The sequence below is a fragment of the Parachlamydia sp. AcF125 genome, assembly GCF_018342475.1.
In the GTDB taxonomy this organism is placed as follows: Bacteria; Chlamydiota; Chlamydiia; order Chlamydiales; family Parachlamydiaceae; genus Parachlamydia.
The window spans coordinates 479,397-495,733 of sequence record NZ_JAEMUD010000001.1 but is presented as its reverse complement, the minus strand read 5'-3'; the positions used below and the strand labels follow the sequence as shown (position 1 = coordinate 495,733).

At 39.0% G+C, this 16,337-nt stretch carries 10 protein-coding genes and 1 tRNA gene; 1 reads left to right on the top strand and 10 read right to left on the bottom strand.

The window, feature by feature from the left end; all coding sequences use genetic code 11:
• Window positions 1–720: 720 nt before the first annotated feature.
• The 4 genes from PARA125_RS02010 to PARA125_RS01995 all read right to left on the bottom strand — a co-directional run bounded on the left by PARA125_RS02010 (window position 721) and on the right by PARA125_RS01995 (window position 7,833).
• Window positions 721–1,062, bottom strand: coding sequence for a hypothetical protein (locus PARA125_RS02010; protein ID WP_213157049.1), 342 nt, complete (start codon window positions 1,060–1,062; stop codon window positions 721–723).
• Between the two features lie 293 nt (window positions 1,063–1,355).
• Window positions 1,356–3,287, bottom strand: a complete 1,932-nt coding sequence (locus tag PARA125_RS02005) for an FxsB family cyclophane-forming radical SAM/SPASM peptide maturase (protein WP_213157048.1) — start codon at window positions 3,285–3,287, stop codon at window positions 1,356–1,358.
• Between the two features lie 15 nt (window positions 3,288–3,302).
• Complete coding sequence (locus PARA125_RS02000; RefSeq protein ID WP_213157047.1) at window positions 3,303–5,432, bottom strand: P-loop NTPase family protein; 2,130 nt, start codon at window positions 5,430–5,432, stop codon at window positions 3,303–3,305.
• Window positions 5,425–7,833: a GTPase domain-containing protein gene (locus PARA125_RS01995; RefSeq protein WP_213157046.1), complete on the bottom strand. Its 2,409-nt coding sequence runs from the start codon at window positions 7,831–7,833 to the stop codon at window positions 5,425–5,427. The genes PARA125_RS02000 and PARA125_RS01995 overlap by 8 nt, the downstream gene beginning before the upstream one ends.
• Before the next feature lie 685 nt (window positions 7,834–8,518).
• Between PARA125_RS01995 and PARA125_RS01990 the strand changes: the two genes are divergently transcribed.
• The gene (locus tag PARA125_RS01990) at window positions 8,519–10,690 is read left to right on the top strand and encodes a hypothetical protein (protein WP_213157045.1); all 2,172 of its coding nucleotides are present in this window, start codon (window positions 8,519–8,521) and stop codon (window positions 10,688–10,690) included.
• 404 nt (window positions 10,691–11,094) lie between these two features.
• Here the strand turns inward: PARA125_RS01990 and PARA125_RS01985 are convergent.
• The 6 genes from PARA125_RS01985 to PARA125_RS01960 all read right to left on the bottom strand — a co-directional run bounded on the left by PARA125_RS01985 (window position 11,095) and on the right by PARA125_RS01960 (window position 16,185).
• A tRNA-Pro gene (locus PARA125_RS01985) sits at window positions 11,095–11,169 on the bottom strand.
• A 9-nt stretch (window positions 11,170–11,178) separates the two neighbouring features.
• Window positions 11,179–11,430 carry a hypothetical protein gene (locus PARA125_RS01980; protein ID WP_213157044.1) on the bottom strand — a complete coding sequence of 84 codons (252 nt, stop codon included), beginning with the start codon at window positions 11,428–11,430 and terminating at the stop codon, window positions 11,179–11,181.
• A gap of 125 nt (window positions 11,431–11,555) precedes the next feature.
• Window positions 11,556–12,524, bottom strand: a complete 969-nt coding sequence (locus PARA125_RS01975; RefSeq protein ID WP_213157043.1) for a GNAT family N-acetyltransferase — start codon at window positions 12,522–12,524, stop codon at window positions 11,556–11,558.
• Window positions 12,525–12,730: 206 nt separating this feature from the next.
• Window positions 12,731–14,044 (bottom strand): hypothetical protein, encoded by a 1,314-nt coding sequence (locus tag PARA125_RS01970; protein ID WP_213157042.1) that lies wholly within the window; start codon window positions 14,042–14,044, stop codon window positions 12,731–12,733.
• 9 nt (window positions 14,045–14,053) lie between these two features.
• Window positions 14,054–14,893 carry a glycosyltransferase family 2 protein gene (locus tag PARA125_RS01965; RefSeq protein ID WP_213157041.1) on the bottom strand — a complete coding sequence of 280 codons (840 nt, stop codon included), beginning with the start codon at window positions 14,891–14,893 and terminating at the stop codon, window positions 14,054–14,056.
• Entirely contained in the window at window positions 14,890–16,185 is a 1,296-nt protein-coding gene (locus PARA125_RS01960) for a glycosyltransferase (RefSeq protein ID WP_213157040.1), read from the bottom strand. The genes PARA125_RS01965 and PARA125_RS01960 overlap by 4 nt, the downstream gene beginning before the upstream one ends.
• Window positions 16,186–16,337 lie beyond the last annotated feature (152 nt).

The following is a 16,337-nucleotide window of genomic DNA, read 5'->3' as shown; positions in this document are numbered from 1 at the left end:
AGCTGTTAAAAAAGTGTCGATAACCGTTCGGTTGTCTTCAATAAGAGAGCCGACAGAAAGAAACTAACAAGAGTACTTACAAAAAAGAGGGAAGTTATGAACAAAGTTTCCACCAAATTTTTCCTGTACAAATGAGTCTTCTTGCTTGCTTTTTTGAGGTAGAATTTAGCAAGTTCGTTTCCACGAAAATTTTAAGGGTCGCCTAGGAGCTGTCTTGCAAAATCTGAGCAATTTGGGTGATGAGGTATGGAATGGGAGAGAACATTTGATAAACGAGAGCAGCTACAGTCCTACCCCTAGTGCTCTTCCGAAGAAAGGGAACGGCGATTGCGCTAAGATTAAAGCTGTATAGGGTGAATATCAGGGGCTAAGTAATATTTCGAAAACTTTCCCCTAGCTTAGATTTGGCTGGAGTAGGCACGTTTGAAGGAGTAATTTCAACGGGCCTCACTATGTCGACAAAAAGTCGTAAAAAAATAAGGGGGTTAAAAAGTGAAATGTGGCTCCGTAGCGATGAGACCATCGATTTAGAAGAAGGAAAGCTACTTATCAAATAGGATCTATGCCGTGCATAGCTGGGGATATGCTCATACAATTCACAATATAACCAATTATTTTATTTTTTAAGCATTTAAATTGTGACTTTTACTATTAACTGTTTTTTATGTCATTCACTGCTTTTTTTATATTTCCACGCTGCTACTCTATTTGTCGTTTAAGTCATTTTTTAGTGTTTTCAAGCTCCTGATCTTCCTTTAGTTTATTAAATTTTGAATCAACCTCTGCGAGTTCTCGAGGGGCAATGCTGAAAAATTTAAAAGTAGTTTGACCTGTAATAAAGCGACGAGAAATAGGAGGATATTTATGATAATTTTCTAAGTCTCTCAGCATAGCTTTCCACTCGGGGCTGTTTGTGGAAGGAGTATGGGCAGGAGGAGCTCCTGTTGAAAACCGTTTCCTAGCTAAAGAAAAGGCCTTGTTGCAGCTTTGAGCAGAAGTTGCCAAGATAGCCCTTCTAGCTACAAAAGCTTCTGAGAAATTATTTGTGGTTAAAGAAATCATATCGCTTCTCCTATTTAAGCGGTAAAAAGGGATTTAACCATGAACTCTAAAACTTTTTTAAGGGAAACTTTAATCACACAAAAAAAACCTGTTACTAAAAGGATATTATTTTCTTCCTATTTTAATAAAATAAGCAAAAGATGCAAGCTATTATGCGGTATCTTGCTCCTCCTTTCTTTTGGTTGCCAAATTCCTAGGGTACCTTTTGAATTATTTTTACAATCTCTTTTTTATCCAAGCCCTGATGCCGCTCTCATGAAAATAAAAATTTTTAAATACTTAAACTGGTTTAATTAAGTGCTGGCAGAGAAGCTCATCTGACTTGGCAAGAAATCGTCTGCTATAGCGCATAAAAATTCTTTTCCCACCCTGGAAAGAGGCGCAGCTTCTAAGTGAGAGAGGGCTTCTAACAATAAATCTTTTGCTTGCTTAAGCCTATGATAAATATTCTTATCAGAGTTAAGGGCGAGGATATTTTGCCATAAGCGATAAGAATGCGCTAACCGATAAGCTAACTCAAAAGCCTTTATCGCAGCAGCTTGTTCGGTATAATAGGGTGAAGAGCCTAAAGAAGGTTGAACGAGAGGATAATGTTGATTAAAAATAGATAATTTTGCCTTTAAAACCTCATGAAGAATAAGTTCGGCCCAATCTAAAGAGTTAAGGCTTTTCTTCTCTCTAGTTTGGAGAGGTAAATACAAGCAAGCGGATTGATCATTTTCCATTAAAGCTACCTGCTCATATAACCGCTCTATCCTATTTTCTATTTCTTGGGAAGAAAGAGAGGAGGAGATAAAATGAGCCTCTCTAATAAAACAGGGAAACGCCATTTGAAGATGTTTCAATGCGGCTTGTAGTGTATGTTTTGCTTCCGGATCTTTTTTAAAAAAATCCTTACTTTCTATTTCGTTGATTAAGCGACATTGTAAAGTTGGATAATCATTGCCTAACATATGCAAGGAAGCGGAATTAATTTCTAAATCTACCGAAACTTCTTCTTTAATCATTACGCCCAATAAATGCACTGCATAATCGGATAAGAAGGCTGCCACGATCTCTTTTGTATAAAGCTCAGGATTGCTCATCATCTCAGCTGCTTTATCTTTAAAAATCAGATGTCGAGCTTGATGAATCATCGCTAACATCTCACGACAGTAAACCGTGGGGTGGTTAAATCCTTTAGGCCCATAGCGGTGAGCAATCTGGCCCGAGCCACAAATACTAAATTCGGGACATTTAATGCAGCTCACACATTGATTTTCCATCTGCAGTTTTGATTGATAGCTTTGTATAACGGGGGCTTTAAGGACTTCTTGAATGCTGGCACTCTCTACGTGCAAACCTGTATGGGAAGCTCCCTCATAAGTTGCTTTTAGCAGATCGGAGTAGTGGTAACTTCCATCCGTTTCAATAACAAGATAACTAATACTTCCATTCCCAAAAAATTCCGATTCAGGAGGGATACCTAGGATAGCTTGGTATACATTTGAAAACATTCGTAAGGGAAGCTTACGGTGAGTTGTATACCAATAATGCAAGGCTTTCTTTATCCAATCGCTATACAGATTAGCATGCAATTCTCTACCCGGGGGAGCCACAAAGTGGTTTGCGTCTGGGAAGAGGAGGTCATAGCTAGGGGGATCAATCGCAGCAAAAAAATCAAGAATTTCTTCGGGAGAATTAGTAGGATCAATCACACTGATGATTCCTAAAAATAACTCTTTGTAATCCTCCTTTAGAAGGGTAATTGCGTTAAAAACTTTTTCATACGTGGAGCGACCTCGATGATCTAAGCGATGTTTGTCATTAGCCGAAGGAGGGCCATCCAAGCTTACTGACACTCCCACTTGGTATTTTTTAAATAATTCCAGAAAATTTTTTGACAATAGAACTCCGTTTGTTTGAATAACAAAACGGAGTCTATCTTTACTTTCTACCCATTGGTGGAAAGTTCTAAAAAAATCTTCTAAATAATCTACACCTGCTAATAACGGTTCTCCCCCGTGCAAGCATATTCCCATTGTTTCAATATTAGTCTGAAGCAAATAGGCATTAACTTGCTTAGCAATAGCTGCAATGTGAACTTTATTTAACAAGCGCGGTTGCTTTTTATAGCTTTGGTCTGCGTGCTTGAAAACATAGCAATAATCACAATTGATATTGCATCTTGCAGCCACTTTAACGACTAGAGAAGTGACTTTAGGTTCAGTCAAGAAGGTGAGCATGTTGTTTTCCTTATCCTACTCAATTGAAAAGGTTCCTCCATGGCTTACATACTGAATGCTTTCCGTCGTATCTTTTGCTTTTATCTCTGTTTCAATTTTTTTGATTTCTTGATCTAATCTTGCCAATTCCTGGTCTGAATCTTTTAATTGCTTGTCTAAAACTTGAGCTGCAGAGTGAGAGCGTATATACTCTTCGTCTTTTTTGATAGATTCTTCCAAAGTGTTTTTTTGTGCTTGTAGATTGGTTAATTGGGCTTCACGACGTTTTTCTTCTTGCCTCTCCTCTTCCAATTTTTTGCTTAGCCTAGCATGATCTTGATAGATTTGGTTGGCTTTGTCTGCTATCTTAATCATCTCCTCTAACAGATTGAGTTGCGTATCAGCCGAATAGGCAACTTGAAAAGCTTCTTTTGTATTTTGGATAGAAGCCATCGGCTTTAGAAGCTCGTGAACATGATCTCTTGACGCATCCTCTAAAGGATTATAAACTTGCAGGTATTTTCCTTTTTCTCTTAACAAAAACTGATATAAGTCCTTTTGAGGCCCTGCCTGAAGGTCTTGCATGAGCTCTTCTATGATTTCATACGCATCTTGAGAATCAAATAGATGTCCATCTGGATCTATAGTAGGTTTGGTAAGCAAAACTAATACCGAATTAGGATGCTCTTTATAATTTCTTAAAAAAGTCCCTAACGCTAGATTAACAGTCTTGCCAAAATGGATCGCTCTATCGCTTGCAACCAAAGAAGAATCAAAACATAAGATCAATTTTACATTTTTAGCATTTTCTAAAGTTAATTTTAAGGAAGCGGCTACCTGTATATCTGTGGTTACACCTCGGGTATCCAAAAACCCCCCGCAATCCGCAAACGTAAAGGGACTCCCTTCCCGTTTGTATATTTGGGTGTAGAGAGTCTCGGAGGTACATTTCCTATGACCAATTTTAGCAATCTCTTGCTCTCCTTCTGCAACTTCTATGATCCCCCCTTTTTCACGGGTAAATCTCATCTTTAGTCCTAAGAGGTGATTGACCGCTGTGCTTTTACCTGTACCGGTATTTCCGATCAAAGCAATAATCTCTTTTCCTTTGGCTGCATCAGCAGCTGCCATAATTTCACTAAGAGAAACGACAGTTGCTCCCAGAAGATGGTCTTTATTAATCTCACCCGTAATCTGCGCATCAAGATAGGTATCTCTAGCCATAAATTGTTGGATAGAGGGAGGCATAGGCTGCAAGATATTCATGCCTATACGATTGACAAGGGGGATAAATTCGATCAAGGCTTTGATAGTAGACTTTTCTTGCTCAAAATCACGGAGTAAAGCAGATAGAGCGTTTGCATGGTTTTGGACTTTGTTTTTAACGGCGTTTAATTCATCTGACAATTGCTTTTCTGCTTGGATTTTACTTTGAAATTCAGACTTGTTGGTTGCAACGGCTTGCAAAGCTAAATTTACGCTATTTTTAACCTTTTCAACTTGGCTTTTTTTGGTTATTTCCGCGCTTTTTTTTTGCTCAGTGGTGGACTTCAAAGAGCGCAATCTACCAAGTTCAGCACCATAGTAATCTTTCTTCCATACAGTAATCTTTACAAATGGCTTAAGATCCGCTAAGGGGGACTGATAAGTGACAGAATAATGGGAGTGTCCTACCCCTCCAGATTCATTAATGTACTTCCCGAAGGTAATGCCTAAAATGGTAGGTGGGTTAGATTTTTCTAGATTTCTTATGGGGAATCCAGCGCTGTAATTGACTACAGTATTATGAGGAGGAGGAGGAGACTGAGTATGGTGAGATTGCGTATGGCTAGAATGGCTATTGCCTCCTCCCTTTAGGGGGTGCTTGATAAACACTGTTAATTGATGATCATGGGATCGATTAAGTGTAATATAGGTATCATTTAAGAATTCTTTTAACTTATAAAAATTAAATTGCAAGCTTTTAGGAATTCCAACAAAATCCCAAAAAGGAATCTCTTTTTGCACTCCTTCTTCTTCCCAAATCCCTTTCATTCCTTTTATCTCGTCAAATATAATTTTTATTTTTTCATGTTTGGAAAGTCGGTATGTTTTGAGAATCCCTTCTGTTAAAAAGGGATTCAAGTCAGTTTGAAGGCTTGGTTGATAACAATTAATATTATGCATTTCCTACCTCCGCATATTCCTTATCTTGGCTAAGAAATTTAGCGATAATTTCTTTGGCTTTTAATTGGTTATCACGGCTTAGTTCAAGGTAATCTTTTAAAAATTCAAATTCCTCTTTTTGGCCCTGAATCTTTTCTTCTACTTCTGTATTTTCTTTTTGGCGAGCATGCAACTTTTCCTCTAAATCCTTTTTAGAATCTTCGAGTTCCTCTACACTCTTTTTATACTGAGCTAATTTCTCTAGAACGGTTCCCTTGGCTGTAATGGCCTTTTCAGCCTGATGAATCCTTTTTTGATCTTCAGCAATGTCTAAGTTACATTTATTAATTTCTGCTTGCTCCGTGGCAATTTCTTGAGCGTATCCCCCTCTTTGTGTTAGGTGTTCAGGCAAATGTTTGTTTTTAACAAATACCTTAACACTTGCTCTAGCTGCTTCTCCTTTACCTGTGGTATAATGGATAGAGTAGGAATTCGCAGTCTGGTTTTCCTCTGACCAACAATTTCCTTCAGCAGGGTCTTTTTCTATGCGTGCGATTTCTGGCCCCCGGTAATTAAAGTCTCTATGAATTTCTCGTTTGTCTACGGTAGAGGTAACTGTCTCTTTTCGACTACTTCCTCCCCCAAAACCCAAAAAGCCCGATCTTTTATTGGTTTCAATTATCGTTGTTTTGCTTTCAATATTGATCCCTTCTTGATCAATCCGGTCTTTCCAATACTCTTCTTCTTCTTCCCCTTTTTTATCTAATAGGTCTATTTTTGCTTGGATAGCTTCGATTTTAGCCTTAATCTCTTCGATTTTGCCCTCAAGAAGCTTAATATTGTCTTCTTGTTGCTTAGCTAGATCTTTATTTTGTTCAATAATCGTTTGTTCCGCTGCTTTAATGGCATCTGGATCATTCTCTCCATTTCCAAGTGTTTGAATAGAAGCGCGAATACTTGTTATTTTGGCCGTTAAGTTCGCAATTTCTTTTTCATACCCTTCAATGGCTTCTCGATTGTAAAAATAACGGGTATATAATTCGCTTCCGCCTACAGCTATAGCTGTCATTTCTTCCAAAAGCTTAAGTTGCGAATGTGCTGAATAAGCCGGTTGAAAGGCATTTTGGGGATTTTGAATAGAACCCATCTGGCTTAAAATATGGCGGTTTTCCTCGCGTGAGGCAGGTGATAAAGGATTGCATACACATAGATATTTGCCATTGTCCCTTAGTAGAAATTTATAGAACTCTTTCTGAGGTCCTTCATGTAGGTCATTCATGATTTCCTCCAAGAGCTCATACGCAACTTGAGAATCAAACATTCGTCCACTTGGGTCTGCTTTAGGCTTGGTAAACAGAATAAGAATAGAGTTTCCGTATTTTTTGTAATCTTTCAAAAGAGTTCCCAAAGCTAAATTAACAGCTTGAGAGAAATGAATAGCCCTATCCGTTTGAATGGTAGAAGAGTCGAAACATAAAACTAATTTTACACTGCGCGCATTTTCTAAAGTTAATTTTAAAGAGGTTACTACTCCAATATCTTGATTAACGCCTCTTGTATCAAAAAATCCTCCGCAATCAGCGAAGATAAGGGGCTCGCCTGGTTTTTCATAGACATGCGCATAGAGCGTTTCCGAGGTGGCTGGTCGATGGCCAATTTTAGCAATTTCCTCTTCTGGATTTGCGGCTTGAATATTGCCTCCTCCTCGTTCTCTTACCCATTTCATCTGGATTCCTAGCAAATGATTGACCGCTGTACTCTTACCTGTGCCTGTATTTCCAATTAAAGCGATAATATCTTTTTCGCGGGCCTTTTTCGCATGCTCTATAGCCCCTTTGATTAGATCGATGACCTCCTTATCTAACCTATCTGCGGCTGGTGCGGATGAGGAGGAGCTGCTTCCATCTCCGTTGCCTCCTCCTCTTAACCTTGGGTTAATGTAGAGCTTGTAGCCCCCTTCTAAAGGGCTTAGGTGGATATAGGTATCTTCTAAATAAGAAGCAAGCTTTCGGGCATCTTTTCGAATTTCCTTGGGAATGCCTACAATCCACTCTGCTGAAACTTGAGCTATCTGGCCATTTTTTTGAACGTAGGCTTGTAGCTCTTCTTTAGAATCTCTTGCTAATATCACTGTTCCTTCTGCGCTATTCCAACTCTTAACAATTTGTAGGGCAGGAAGGCGATCTGTTGTACGAGAGGAGAAAAGAGAAGTGATAAGAGAAAGATCCGCCTGCTTATCAGAGGGTAGAAGGTCCGCGGAAAAGTTATCCAAGCTTTTTGCTTTATAAATTTGGCCGCTCTGTATAGCTTGGGAAGCTATCGTGGCCATCTCTGATGAAGGGGTTTGTTGGGCCTGGGGAAGAGTTGGGGGTAAAATCAATGGATTGTTAGAGACAGAAGAAGAGGGGGTAGAAAATACCATATGAGCTCCTAATGTTGTGTTGATTTAAAGGGCTTTCGCCTGGTGAAAATATTTTTTAGATAAAAAAGAAAATAAACACAACGAAAATTTATTTTTCATGTGTTTTTGTCAAGCTAGTGCAGGACATAAAAATTTTAAAAAGTTGAAATAATATTTCATACATGCCTTTGCATTCAGATCAATTAATGCCAGAACTGGGAGATGTTTGAATTGAAGCTTTCTTCTGCCTTCTGACACTTATCTAAGAGAATGCTTAGATGGAGTTGATCCATCTAATAAAAGTTTTGCCTTAAAAATGTTCGTATTCATCAGGGATTATTACCTCTTATCCATTGAGGGCATTGGCTGCAGAACTGTTGCAAGTATTGTTGTAAAAAGGAGAGCTCCGACTGATCTGTAAGCTATTATCATTGATTGCGAGTAAGGTATCTTTCTACAAGAGGCGTAGCCCACTTCAGGAGAATTTGGCTTTTTGCTAGGCAATAGAGAACTATTAACAAAAATCAACTGTATAGGCTCCCAGCCTTTTTAGACGTAATTTACGGAGCAGGCTTTAACGCAAAAGAAAATGGCTCAGCGGAAATGGGCAAAAATAAATTTTTGTTGAGGTTATTTTCTTTTTTGCCTAAAAAAATATTTTCATTAAATGAAAGCCCTTTAAATCAACACAACATTAGGAGCTCATATGGTATTTTCTACCCCCTCTTCTTCTGTCTCTAACAATCCATTGGTTTTACCCCCAACTCTTCCCCAGGCCCCTCAAACCTCTTCACTGGAGGTGACCACGATAGCTTCCCAAGCTATACAGAGCGGCCAAACTTATAAAGCAAAAAGCTTGGATAACTTTTCCGCGAACCTTCTACCCTCTGATAAGCAGGCGGATCTTTCTCTTATCGCTTCTCTTTTCTTCTCTCATGCAACAGATCGCCTTCCTGCCTTACAAATCGTTAAGAGTTGGAATAGCGCAGAAGGAGCAGTGATATTAGCAAGAGATTCTAAAGAAGAGCTACAAGCCTACGTTCAAAAAAATGGCCAGATAGCTCAAGTTTCAGCAGAGTGGATTGTAGGCATTCCCAAGGAAATTCGAAAAGATGCCCGAAAGCTTGCTTCTTATTTAGAAGATACCTATATCCACCTAAATCCTTTAAAAGGAGGCTATAAGCTCTACATTAACCCAAGGTTGAGAGGGGGAGGATTCTTATCACTTATTCCCTCTGTCATTAGCTTTTTTACTAAAAGCGCTTTTGGAAATTTAATTGAAGAAGCAGGATCAGAAGCAAGGGCCACTATACAAGTAGGAGGAAATGAGATAAGAGCCTCAATCGATAGAGCTGAGGTTGCAGCCAATAAAACTTTAAGCAAAATGGGAAGAGAGATCAGGCAATCGATTGATAAAGCACAAAGTGGGGCTACTAGTGTACTGAAGGTGGCTAGCTCTGAAACAGAAAAAATAATAGGACTAGCAGGAATAGAAGCTAGGTATACTTCTAAAGTTTTAGAACTTCAAGTAGAAAAAGCTCTAAGTAAAGCCGCCAAAGAAGCAGAGCTTGTTTTTGCTACTGCCGGATTGGAAGCGCAAAAAACTATTCAATTTGGCGGGGAAGAAGCTAGAAAAACATGTATTGCCTTCAGCCGAGAAGTCAACTCGACTATCAAGTTAGTAGGAAAAGAAACGCACGAAATTCTCACCCAGGGAGGAAGAGAAGTAAAGGAAATCTTAGATAAGGCTAATAAAGACGCTAAGGCTATTATTCATGAAGCGGGGGAGGAATTTTCAATTAGAAGCCTCACAGTCATAAGAGGAGCACTTGAAGAAGCTGAAAAAGTCGTACACACAACTATCAAGCAGACTTCAGAAGAAGCTTCAAATCTCATTAGAATGATGGGAGAAGAAGCAAATGGGGTCGTTCTCAATTTAGGTTCACAAGGGCGTTTATTAATTAAAGACACAGGTCAAGAAATTCGCCTTATTGCAGATGAAGTCCTTTCAAAGGCTTTTGCTGGACAGGAAATGATAATTAAAGCTGCAGGCCAAGAAGCAAGACTTACTGTTCAAGAGGTGGGAAAACAAGTGTGCTCTACTTTATACGAAATTCCTTATATTGCCGGTTTAACTGCTCAGCAGGTTGGAAGAAATTTTTCATATGGGTTAAAAGATGGGTTCTGGGGAACCAGTGAGGCCGAAATGCTAATTAATAATCTAAAAAATTTAATAGGAAGTTCTAAAGGTATTAAGCTTGAAGAGCTACTAGAATTTGTTTACGACCAGCATCAATTAATTCCTCAAGATAAAGCAAGCCTTTACAAAGAGCTAATTAAGCTTTTTAATGGCCCCCAAATAAAAGATAGAGAGACTATTTTTTTGTTCATAGGAGCGGCAGCTATAAAAGATAAAGATTTAATCCACAAAACGTTCTACCGAACAGCCGATCTAAGCATCGAAGTTATCAATGGAATTCCAGGAAATGTAAAAACAATTTTAGAAGAAAAACAAGAAGATGCTTTAGATTGTTTACTCCCTGTAGTTGAAGAATTACCATTAGATGAAAACGATAAAATTGACCCTTTAGCCCTTCAATTAGAAGAACAAAAATTATTTTTATTGCAAGAGAGAGCTGCTTCCGAAAATCTTAAAGTTGAAAATGAATTACTACGCACTTTACTTGAAGAAGAAAGAAAGTCTTGGAAAGAAAAAAATGAAATCATGGAATTAAAAACTCAGGAAGGGCTCTCCCTTCAAAAGGAAATTGAGGAGCTTACAAATGAGGTAAAAAAATTGAAAAAAATAATAGCTTCCAAAGATATGGATATCCAATTTTTAAGCCCTGCTTATGAGAAGAGAGGTAAGCCGGTTTGAATTCTTGTTTGATAGCTCCATCCCCCATGTAATAATCAAGCTTTAAGCTGATACTTTGGTAAATCCAAAGTGAAACGATATGGGAGCCGTGAAGACCCGCCCTAGCCGCCATCTAAGCGGCTGGGGTGGTCTGAGCAGAATGCCAAATTTAGCAACTCATTAAAAAGCCACTTAGAACAAGCTAAGCAAGAGATCATTATGTTCCCTCCACAGAAGGTTTTCGAATTTTTTGTTAAGAAGCGGCTAAAATTGTCCTCATCGGAATAAACATTCCATTTTTTCTTATGCATGGTCGATCTTTCTCTCCCCTGAACAAAACAAGATAGAGGTGAAGAATTCTTATTTAAGCTTTGAAAGAGGTGTACAGGCTAGATAAACGAATGGCTTATATAGAGAAAAAAGAATCTGAGTGAGAGGATTTGAACCTCCGACCCCTTGCACCCCATGCAAGTGCGCTAGCCAAGCTGCGCTACACTCAGATAGATGAATTAAAGGGCAACTAGACCTTCAAATTGAAGCTCTGAGTTTCTAAATTGCAGAACGGCTATGCGAGCACATTCTTCGATAATCTTTTCGAGAGGATCAGCGGGATGGACTTCTGCTGCTGAAATATCAACCGAAATAGAAGCTGTAAAGACGGCCCCACCGCGAACCCCTTTAGCTTTAAAGTTAGCAAAAATGCCATCTTTTTTCTTGGTGATATTAATAAAGCGAATTAAATTATTCTGAGCTAGGTCCATCTGATCTCTCTCTTGATAAAGCATCACATCTTACGTGCTTTTTTGTTTCAAGTCAATGTCAAATATTGCACATTAACTAAGTAAAAGAGTCCCTTCTCCCCTTTTAAAGAGAGAGGCTTATTTTTTTATCTGTACCAACACGCTCTCCAAATTAATTCACATCTACGCAGCAATTCATAATAGAGGAGCTTATAAAAAGGAATGGTGTTTAGAACAAAATTTCTCACTATTTTTTTGGAAACCTTAGCTTTCAGGGGAATATTTGAGCTAGAATCTAGTTTATTTGCCATAAAAACTTTTATACGTTCTTTCTCGCTATTAGCTGCAAAATTTTCTCTGGCGTAAATCCCTTTGGCGCGCAAATTTTGGGCCTCTACATGCAGCGTCGCAAATTTCAGCTTAGGATATGCGCGCTGTTGCTGTTTAGCATAGTCGATAAGTTTTCTGGCTATACCCATATGCGCCATAGAGGGGCTTCGAGAAAGCTCCCAAAAGTGAAAAATCTGCTGGTTTTGATAATAGGCTAAAAAGCCCCACAAAATCCCTACCATTTCATTTTTTTTATTGCAGGCTGCTACGCATCTAACCCTCTTCGATTTTAAAATATGTTGGAAAAATCCCTTTTGAAAACAAGCGCCAAAAGCTTCTCGGTCGGTCATCAATAAGTAATTTACGACTTTGCGAAGTTGTGATTTATTTTTTAGATCCATAGAGGTTATCGCGATGGAGTTTTGCAATTTAGCAAGGCCTTGGGTTAAAATTTTTTGGGCGATGGTTGTATCCAAGTAAGTTGGACCTAAACCTTTTCGGTAAATCTGGCGATGATTTAATGCCTTTAAAACTTTTCTCCAAGAATTGCTTAATTCGTAAAGAGATTTTTTAGCGACTTCGTTTGTCACGAAATTAAGAGCTTGATAGAGAGGATAAACATCGCGAGGATGCTTGAGCTTTACCTGAGAAGAAAAAGTTTCCTCAAGTAGCTTGAGGGATTTTTGAATAGAGGGTAATTGCTCCAATTTTTTAAAACTTGCTAAAGCGGAAGTAAAAGCGCGGGTTTCTACTGTAGGGAGAGGATTAGATTTATAAAAGCACATTTTGGTACTCCCTTATCCATGGAGATAATTTTAGTTGGCTTAGCTAAAATTATGTTAATAAAATAGGATTTTATTGCCAGCGATAGATGATCGCGCGAGGGAGGGAGAGTTTATATAGAGCCCTTAACTGCCCATAAACCTTATTGGGGAGATGAATCCTAGGGTGATCGGTTAAACGTAGGGCGCAAGAAAGCTATAATTTTTAACTAATTGAGAGCTTGAATTTCTTTAGGTTTAAAATTTAAAGGCTGCTGTTCTTCCGATCTTGCGTAGGCGTATCCAGAAACGAGAAAAAGTAAAATCATCGGCTTATAGGCCAGATACACATCGAAAAATAGCATATTAATCATAAAAACAATCACCATCCAGGTTAATTGCTTACTTTGCTTTCCGATGGAAATAAAAAATCTAGCATAAAGATAAGCTCCAATTAGGCCATTTTCAGTAAGAATGCGTAAAAACCCCCCATCTAATGCAGGAAAGGCAAATCCAGGTCCAATTCCCTGTAAATAACAGGAAGGCGTGGCTAAATATATTTTCAAGGCGTAGCACCATTTATGCATCCGCATCCACCAACTTTGGTCGAATTTTTCCTCTGTCTCTAGCTTTTTAATCTCAGGTTCTGACCTAACATCGATCTCTTCCCATACTTGCTTCACAATTTCAATGTTTTTGTAACTGAGAAGTCCATCACTGCGCAAACCTTCGGTATGGACCACCAGGTAAGCCATTCCAATTGAAAGGCTGCCCAAAAAGCTGGCAATGATGATCACCGATTTAAAGCTAATCATATTTTTAAGCTTGAATAAAAAAGGCACAAGCAATGCTGCTAGAGCTATCCTGGAGCCTGAAAAAATGATAAAAACTGCAAAAATAACGAATTGGGCAAAAAGGGCGCACTTGTGATATAGCAACTTGACCCACCGCGAGACGACGAGAGGGATTCCTTTGTTTGTGGATTCATCGAAGATTAGATAAGCAAATAATAAATTAAGGATGGCCCCAATTTCTGAAGGGAAAGAGGCTATGCCTGTGACTCGATAGCTGGTTTCTCCATAACCGGAGGAGCTAAAACCTCCAATTAGGCCCACTTTTTGCATCGCCATGATAGCTAAATTCCAGACAAGAAATCCGTAAATGATTTTCCGTTCACTCAACAAATTATACGCAAAACATCCGATGTAGAAAAAGGTGGCGTATTCTAGAATGCGCACGCAATAAAATATTTTAGAGTGAACGTGCAAATTGCCAGCAAAAACAAGAAAGCGGTTGCAAAAAAAAGAAAAAAGGGAAAATCCCACTACGGTCAATAACCACTTCTCAAACTGGCATAAGGTATGTTTTAGGGAAAAACGAGCCCAAAAAAGAAGAAAAAAAGTAGCCAGCAAAACCACGTCATCTAAACGAATTCCTGCTGTCTCTTTTTCAGAAAATTTAAGCAGATTAATTTTGGGGAAAAAAAGGAGCGGTAGGCAGAAAAGAAGGAGAAGGGAAGTCGTTTTTCTATCAAAAAGGTGCATGGGATGATCTCATTTGTCAAAAAACTTAACTGCGCAATATTTTAAAAAGGAATAGGCGGCTCCAAAAGGAAAAGAGTGCTTAAAGTTTATTTTGAGCTCATTTTGAGCAGAATAAAGCCTCATTTTTCGAGGCATATTTTGGCGGCGAGGGGTCCATCCCCTGCAATGGTAAGCCAGGAGATCGGGATGAAAAAGAAGGTGCCACTTTTTCTTTTGAAGCCTTAAAGAAAGATCGATATCTTCCTTATACATGTAAAAATTACTGTTAAAGACCTCTTTATTAGAAATTAAAACGGCATCTACGGCTTTTTTGCGACAAAACAAAACAGCTCCACAGATGGCCGGAATTTTTTCAATCGTAGGGAAACGTCCTGGTTCGTAAATCTCTCCTTGCGCGCGATCATACCACCGGCCATACCATGTTTTAAAAATGCCTGTCGTATCGTAGATGCTTGTGGAACGATTGTTCTGCATGTCGTATCTCAAGGTAATCCCTGTCAAGGCTCCACATGCACGATGGGAGGGATTTCGCATAATGCATACGGCTTGTTCTAAATACGACTCTGTTAAAAAGGCATCGGGATTTAGGAAAAACACATATTCAATGCTTGCTGCTAGTTTTTCCCAGCCTATGTTATTGCCTACGCAAAAGCCCGCATCTTGTGGCGCATAGACAACCTCTACTACAGGATTTTTCTGATATTTTAGTAGGTAACTTTTGTCTGTGGAGCCGGTATCCACAATAATGATTTGGGTGGGCTGCAAGCTTTGTTTTTCTAAACACTCCATGGCTTTAGGAAGATGCAACTGACTATTATAAGTCACCAGAATGATGGCTACCTTATTCATATTTGCACTCTTTCAAGAAGTTTTAAAGCCAGCCATTTGCGGTCGTATTGAGCCAAAATCGCCTGTAAGGGCTGAATGGGCTCTTTCCGTACAGAGTTTAATTTTTCTTTCAGATAGCTTCTTATTGTTTGGGCATTTTCTAAAATTTTTCCCGCTTTCGCATCCAAGATAAGCTGCTGAGATTGCTCGAGGCCCCTTCCCCCTACCGCAATAATTGGCGTACCGGAAAATAAGTATTCAAATATTTTTCCCGTTAAAACTCCAGGGAAATCTAGGTCGGTCCACGGCAGGAAGAGAAGCGCATGGGCATCTCTTTGCATCCGAAGAGCGTCTTCTCGCTTTCGCATGCCATAATTTTTAACCCATTCAGAAACTTGATAGCTTTCAATAAGGGAAGGCAAATTGCCTAATTGTTCTCCCACAAAAATCACTTCAAGTTTTTCTAAAAGTTGTCGCTCGATGGGGTCTTTATGCATGTCTGCAATAGCTTGAAAAAGAGGAGAAGGATCTCTTTTTGCCGAGTAAATAGAGCCGGTGTGCACAATCCGAAATTTGCCATCTTCTGGAAAGATAGAGTCTTGGGGAAGTGTTTCTCGGTCGCTTAAGTCAAATCCATTTTCAACGGTAAGAACTTCTTTGTGAGGATACCTTTTTTCAAAATCGTTGGCAAAAGGTGTGCTAACGGTGGTAATAAGGTCGGCTGATTGCATAAGTTTTCGCTCTAGCCAGCTTTCTATATGATTCAAAGGAAAGATGCCGGGATAAATGTAATTATCGCTCCAAGAATCCCTAAAATCCGCGATCCACTTTTTTCCTAATCCTTGCTTTTTTAATTTTTGCGCCACCACATGTACGGCATAGGGCCCCGATGTGCTAACAATAAGATCCCACGTCCCCTGCTTTGCAATGAACTTATAAGCGGGCCTGATCCAAAGATCGGTAAAATCAGGCATCCGACAAGCATTAAAAATTCCTGTCTTTGAACGGAGTTTCTGAAAGCTGCTTGCAAGAAACCTTTTTAATGAAAAAGCCTCTTGAGGTTTGTTTGAAGAGGTTGTATTGGGGCGATAATCTTTTTTAAACTTGTCCAAAAACCTGAGATAAGGAATTTCATGCACCTGAAAGCCCGTGTTTTTTAAAGAAAGAGAAGTCTTTTTAAAAGAGGGCTTTTGGGTGGTTAAAACGGAAACTTCATGCCCAGCTTCTGACCAGAATTTTGCCCATGAATAAGGTCTAAGGGATGCTATGGAATTAAGTGGAGGAAAGAAGGTAGAAATAATTAAGATGCGCAAGGGGAAGCTTCCTTTTGTGAAGATGGCAATAGGAAACATCATAAAAAAGGGAGGCGTATAATTCAAATGAATTGAGAAAGTTAGCTATTAGCTTAAAACGTAAGTTTTTCTTTTTGCTCTTCAGCCTCTTCTAACTTAACTGAAAGAGGATT

Excerpts from the sequence above, each read along its gene's own strand:
- PARA125_RS01990 (WP_213157045.1), top strand. The coding sequence starts at position 8,519 with ATGGTATTTTCTACCCCCTCTTCTTCTGTCTCTAACAATCCATTGGTT.
- PARA125_RS01995 (WP_213157046.1), bottom strand. The coding sequence starts at position 7,833 with ATGGTATTTTCTACCCCCTCTTCTTCTGTCTCTAACAATCCATTGATT.
- PARA125_RS01965 (WP_213157041.1), bottom strand. The coding sequence starts at position 14,893 with ATGAATAAGGTAGCCATCATTCTGGTGACTTATAATAGTCAGTTGCAT.
- PARA125_RS01970 (WP_213157042.1), bottom strand. The coding sequence starts at position 14,044 with ATGCACCTTTTTGATAGAAAAACGACTTCCCTTCTCCTTCTTTTCTGC.
- PARA125_RS02000 (WP_213157047.1), bottom strand. The coding sequence starts at position 5,432 with ATGCATAATATTAATTGTTATCAACCAAGCCTTCAAACTGACTTGAAT.
- PARA125_RS02010 (WP_213157049.1), bottom strand. The coding sequence starts at position 1,062 with ATGATTTCTTTAACCACAAATAATTTCTCAGAAGCTTTTGTAGCTAGA.
- PARA125_RS01975 (WP_213157043.1), bottom strand. The coding sequence starts at position 12,524 with ATGTGCTTTTATAAATCTAATCCTCTCCCTACAGTAGAAACCCGCGCT.
- PARA125_RS01980 (WP_213157044.1), bottom strand. The coding sequence starts at position 11,430 with ATGGACCTAGCTCAGAATAATTTAATTCGCTTTATTAATATCACCAAG.
- PARA125_RS02005 (WP_213157048.1), bottom strand. The coding sequence starts at position 3,287 with ATGCTCACCTTCTTGACTGAACCTAAAGTCACTTCTCTAGTCGTTAAA.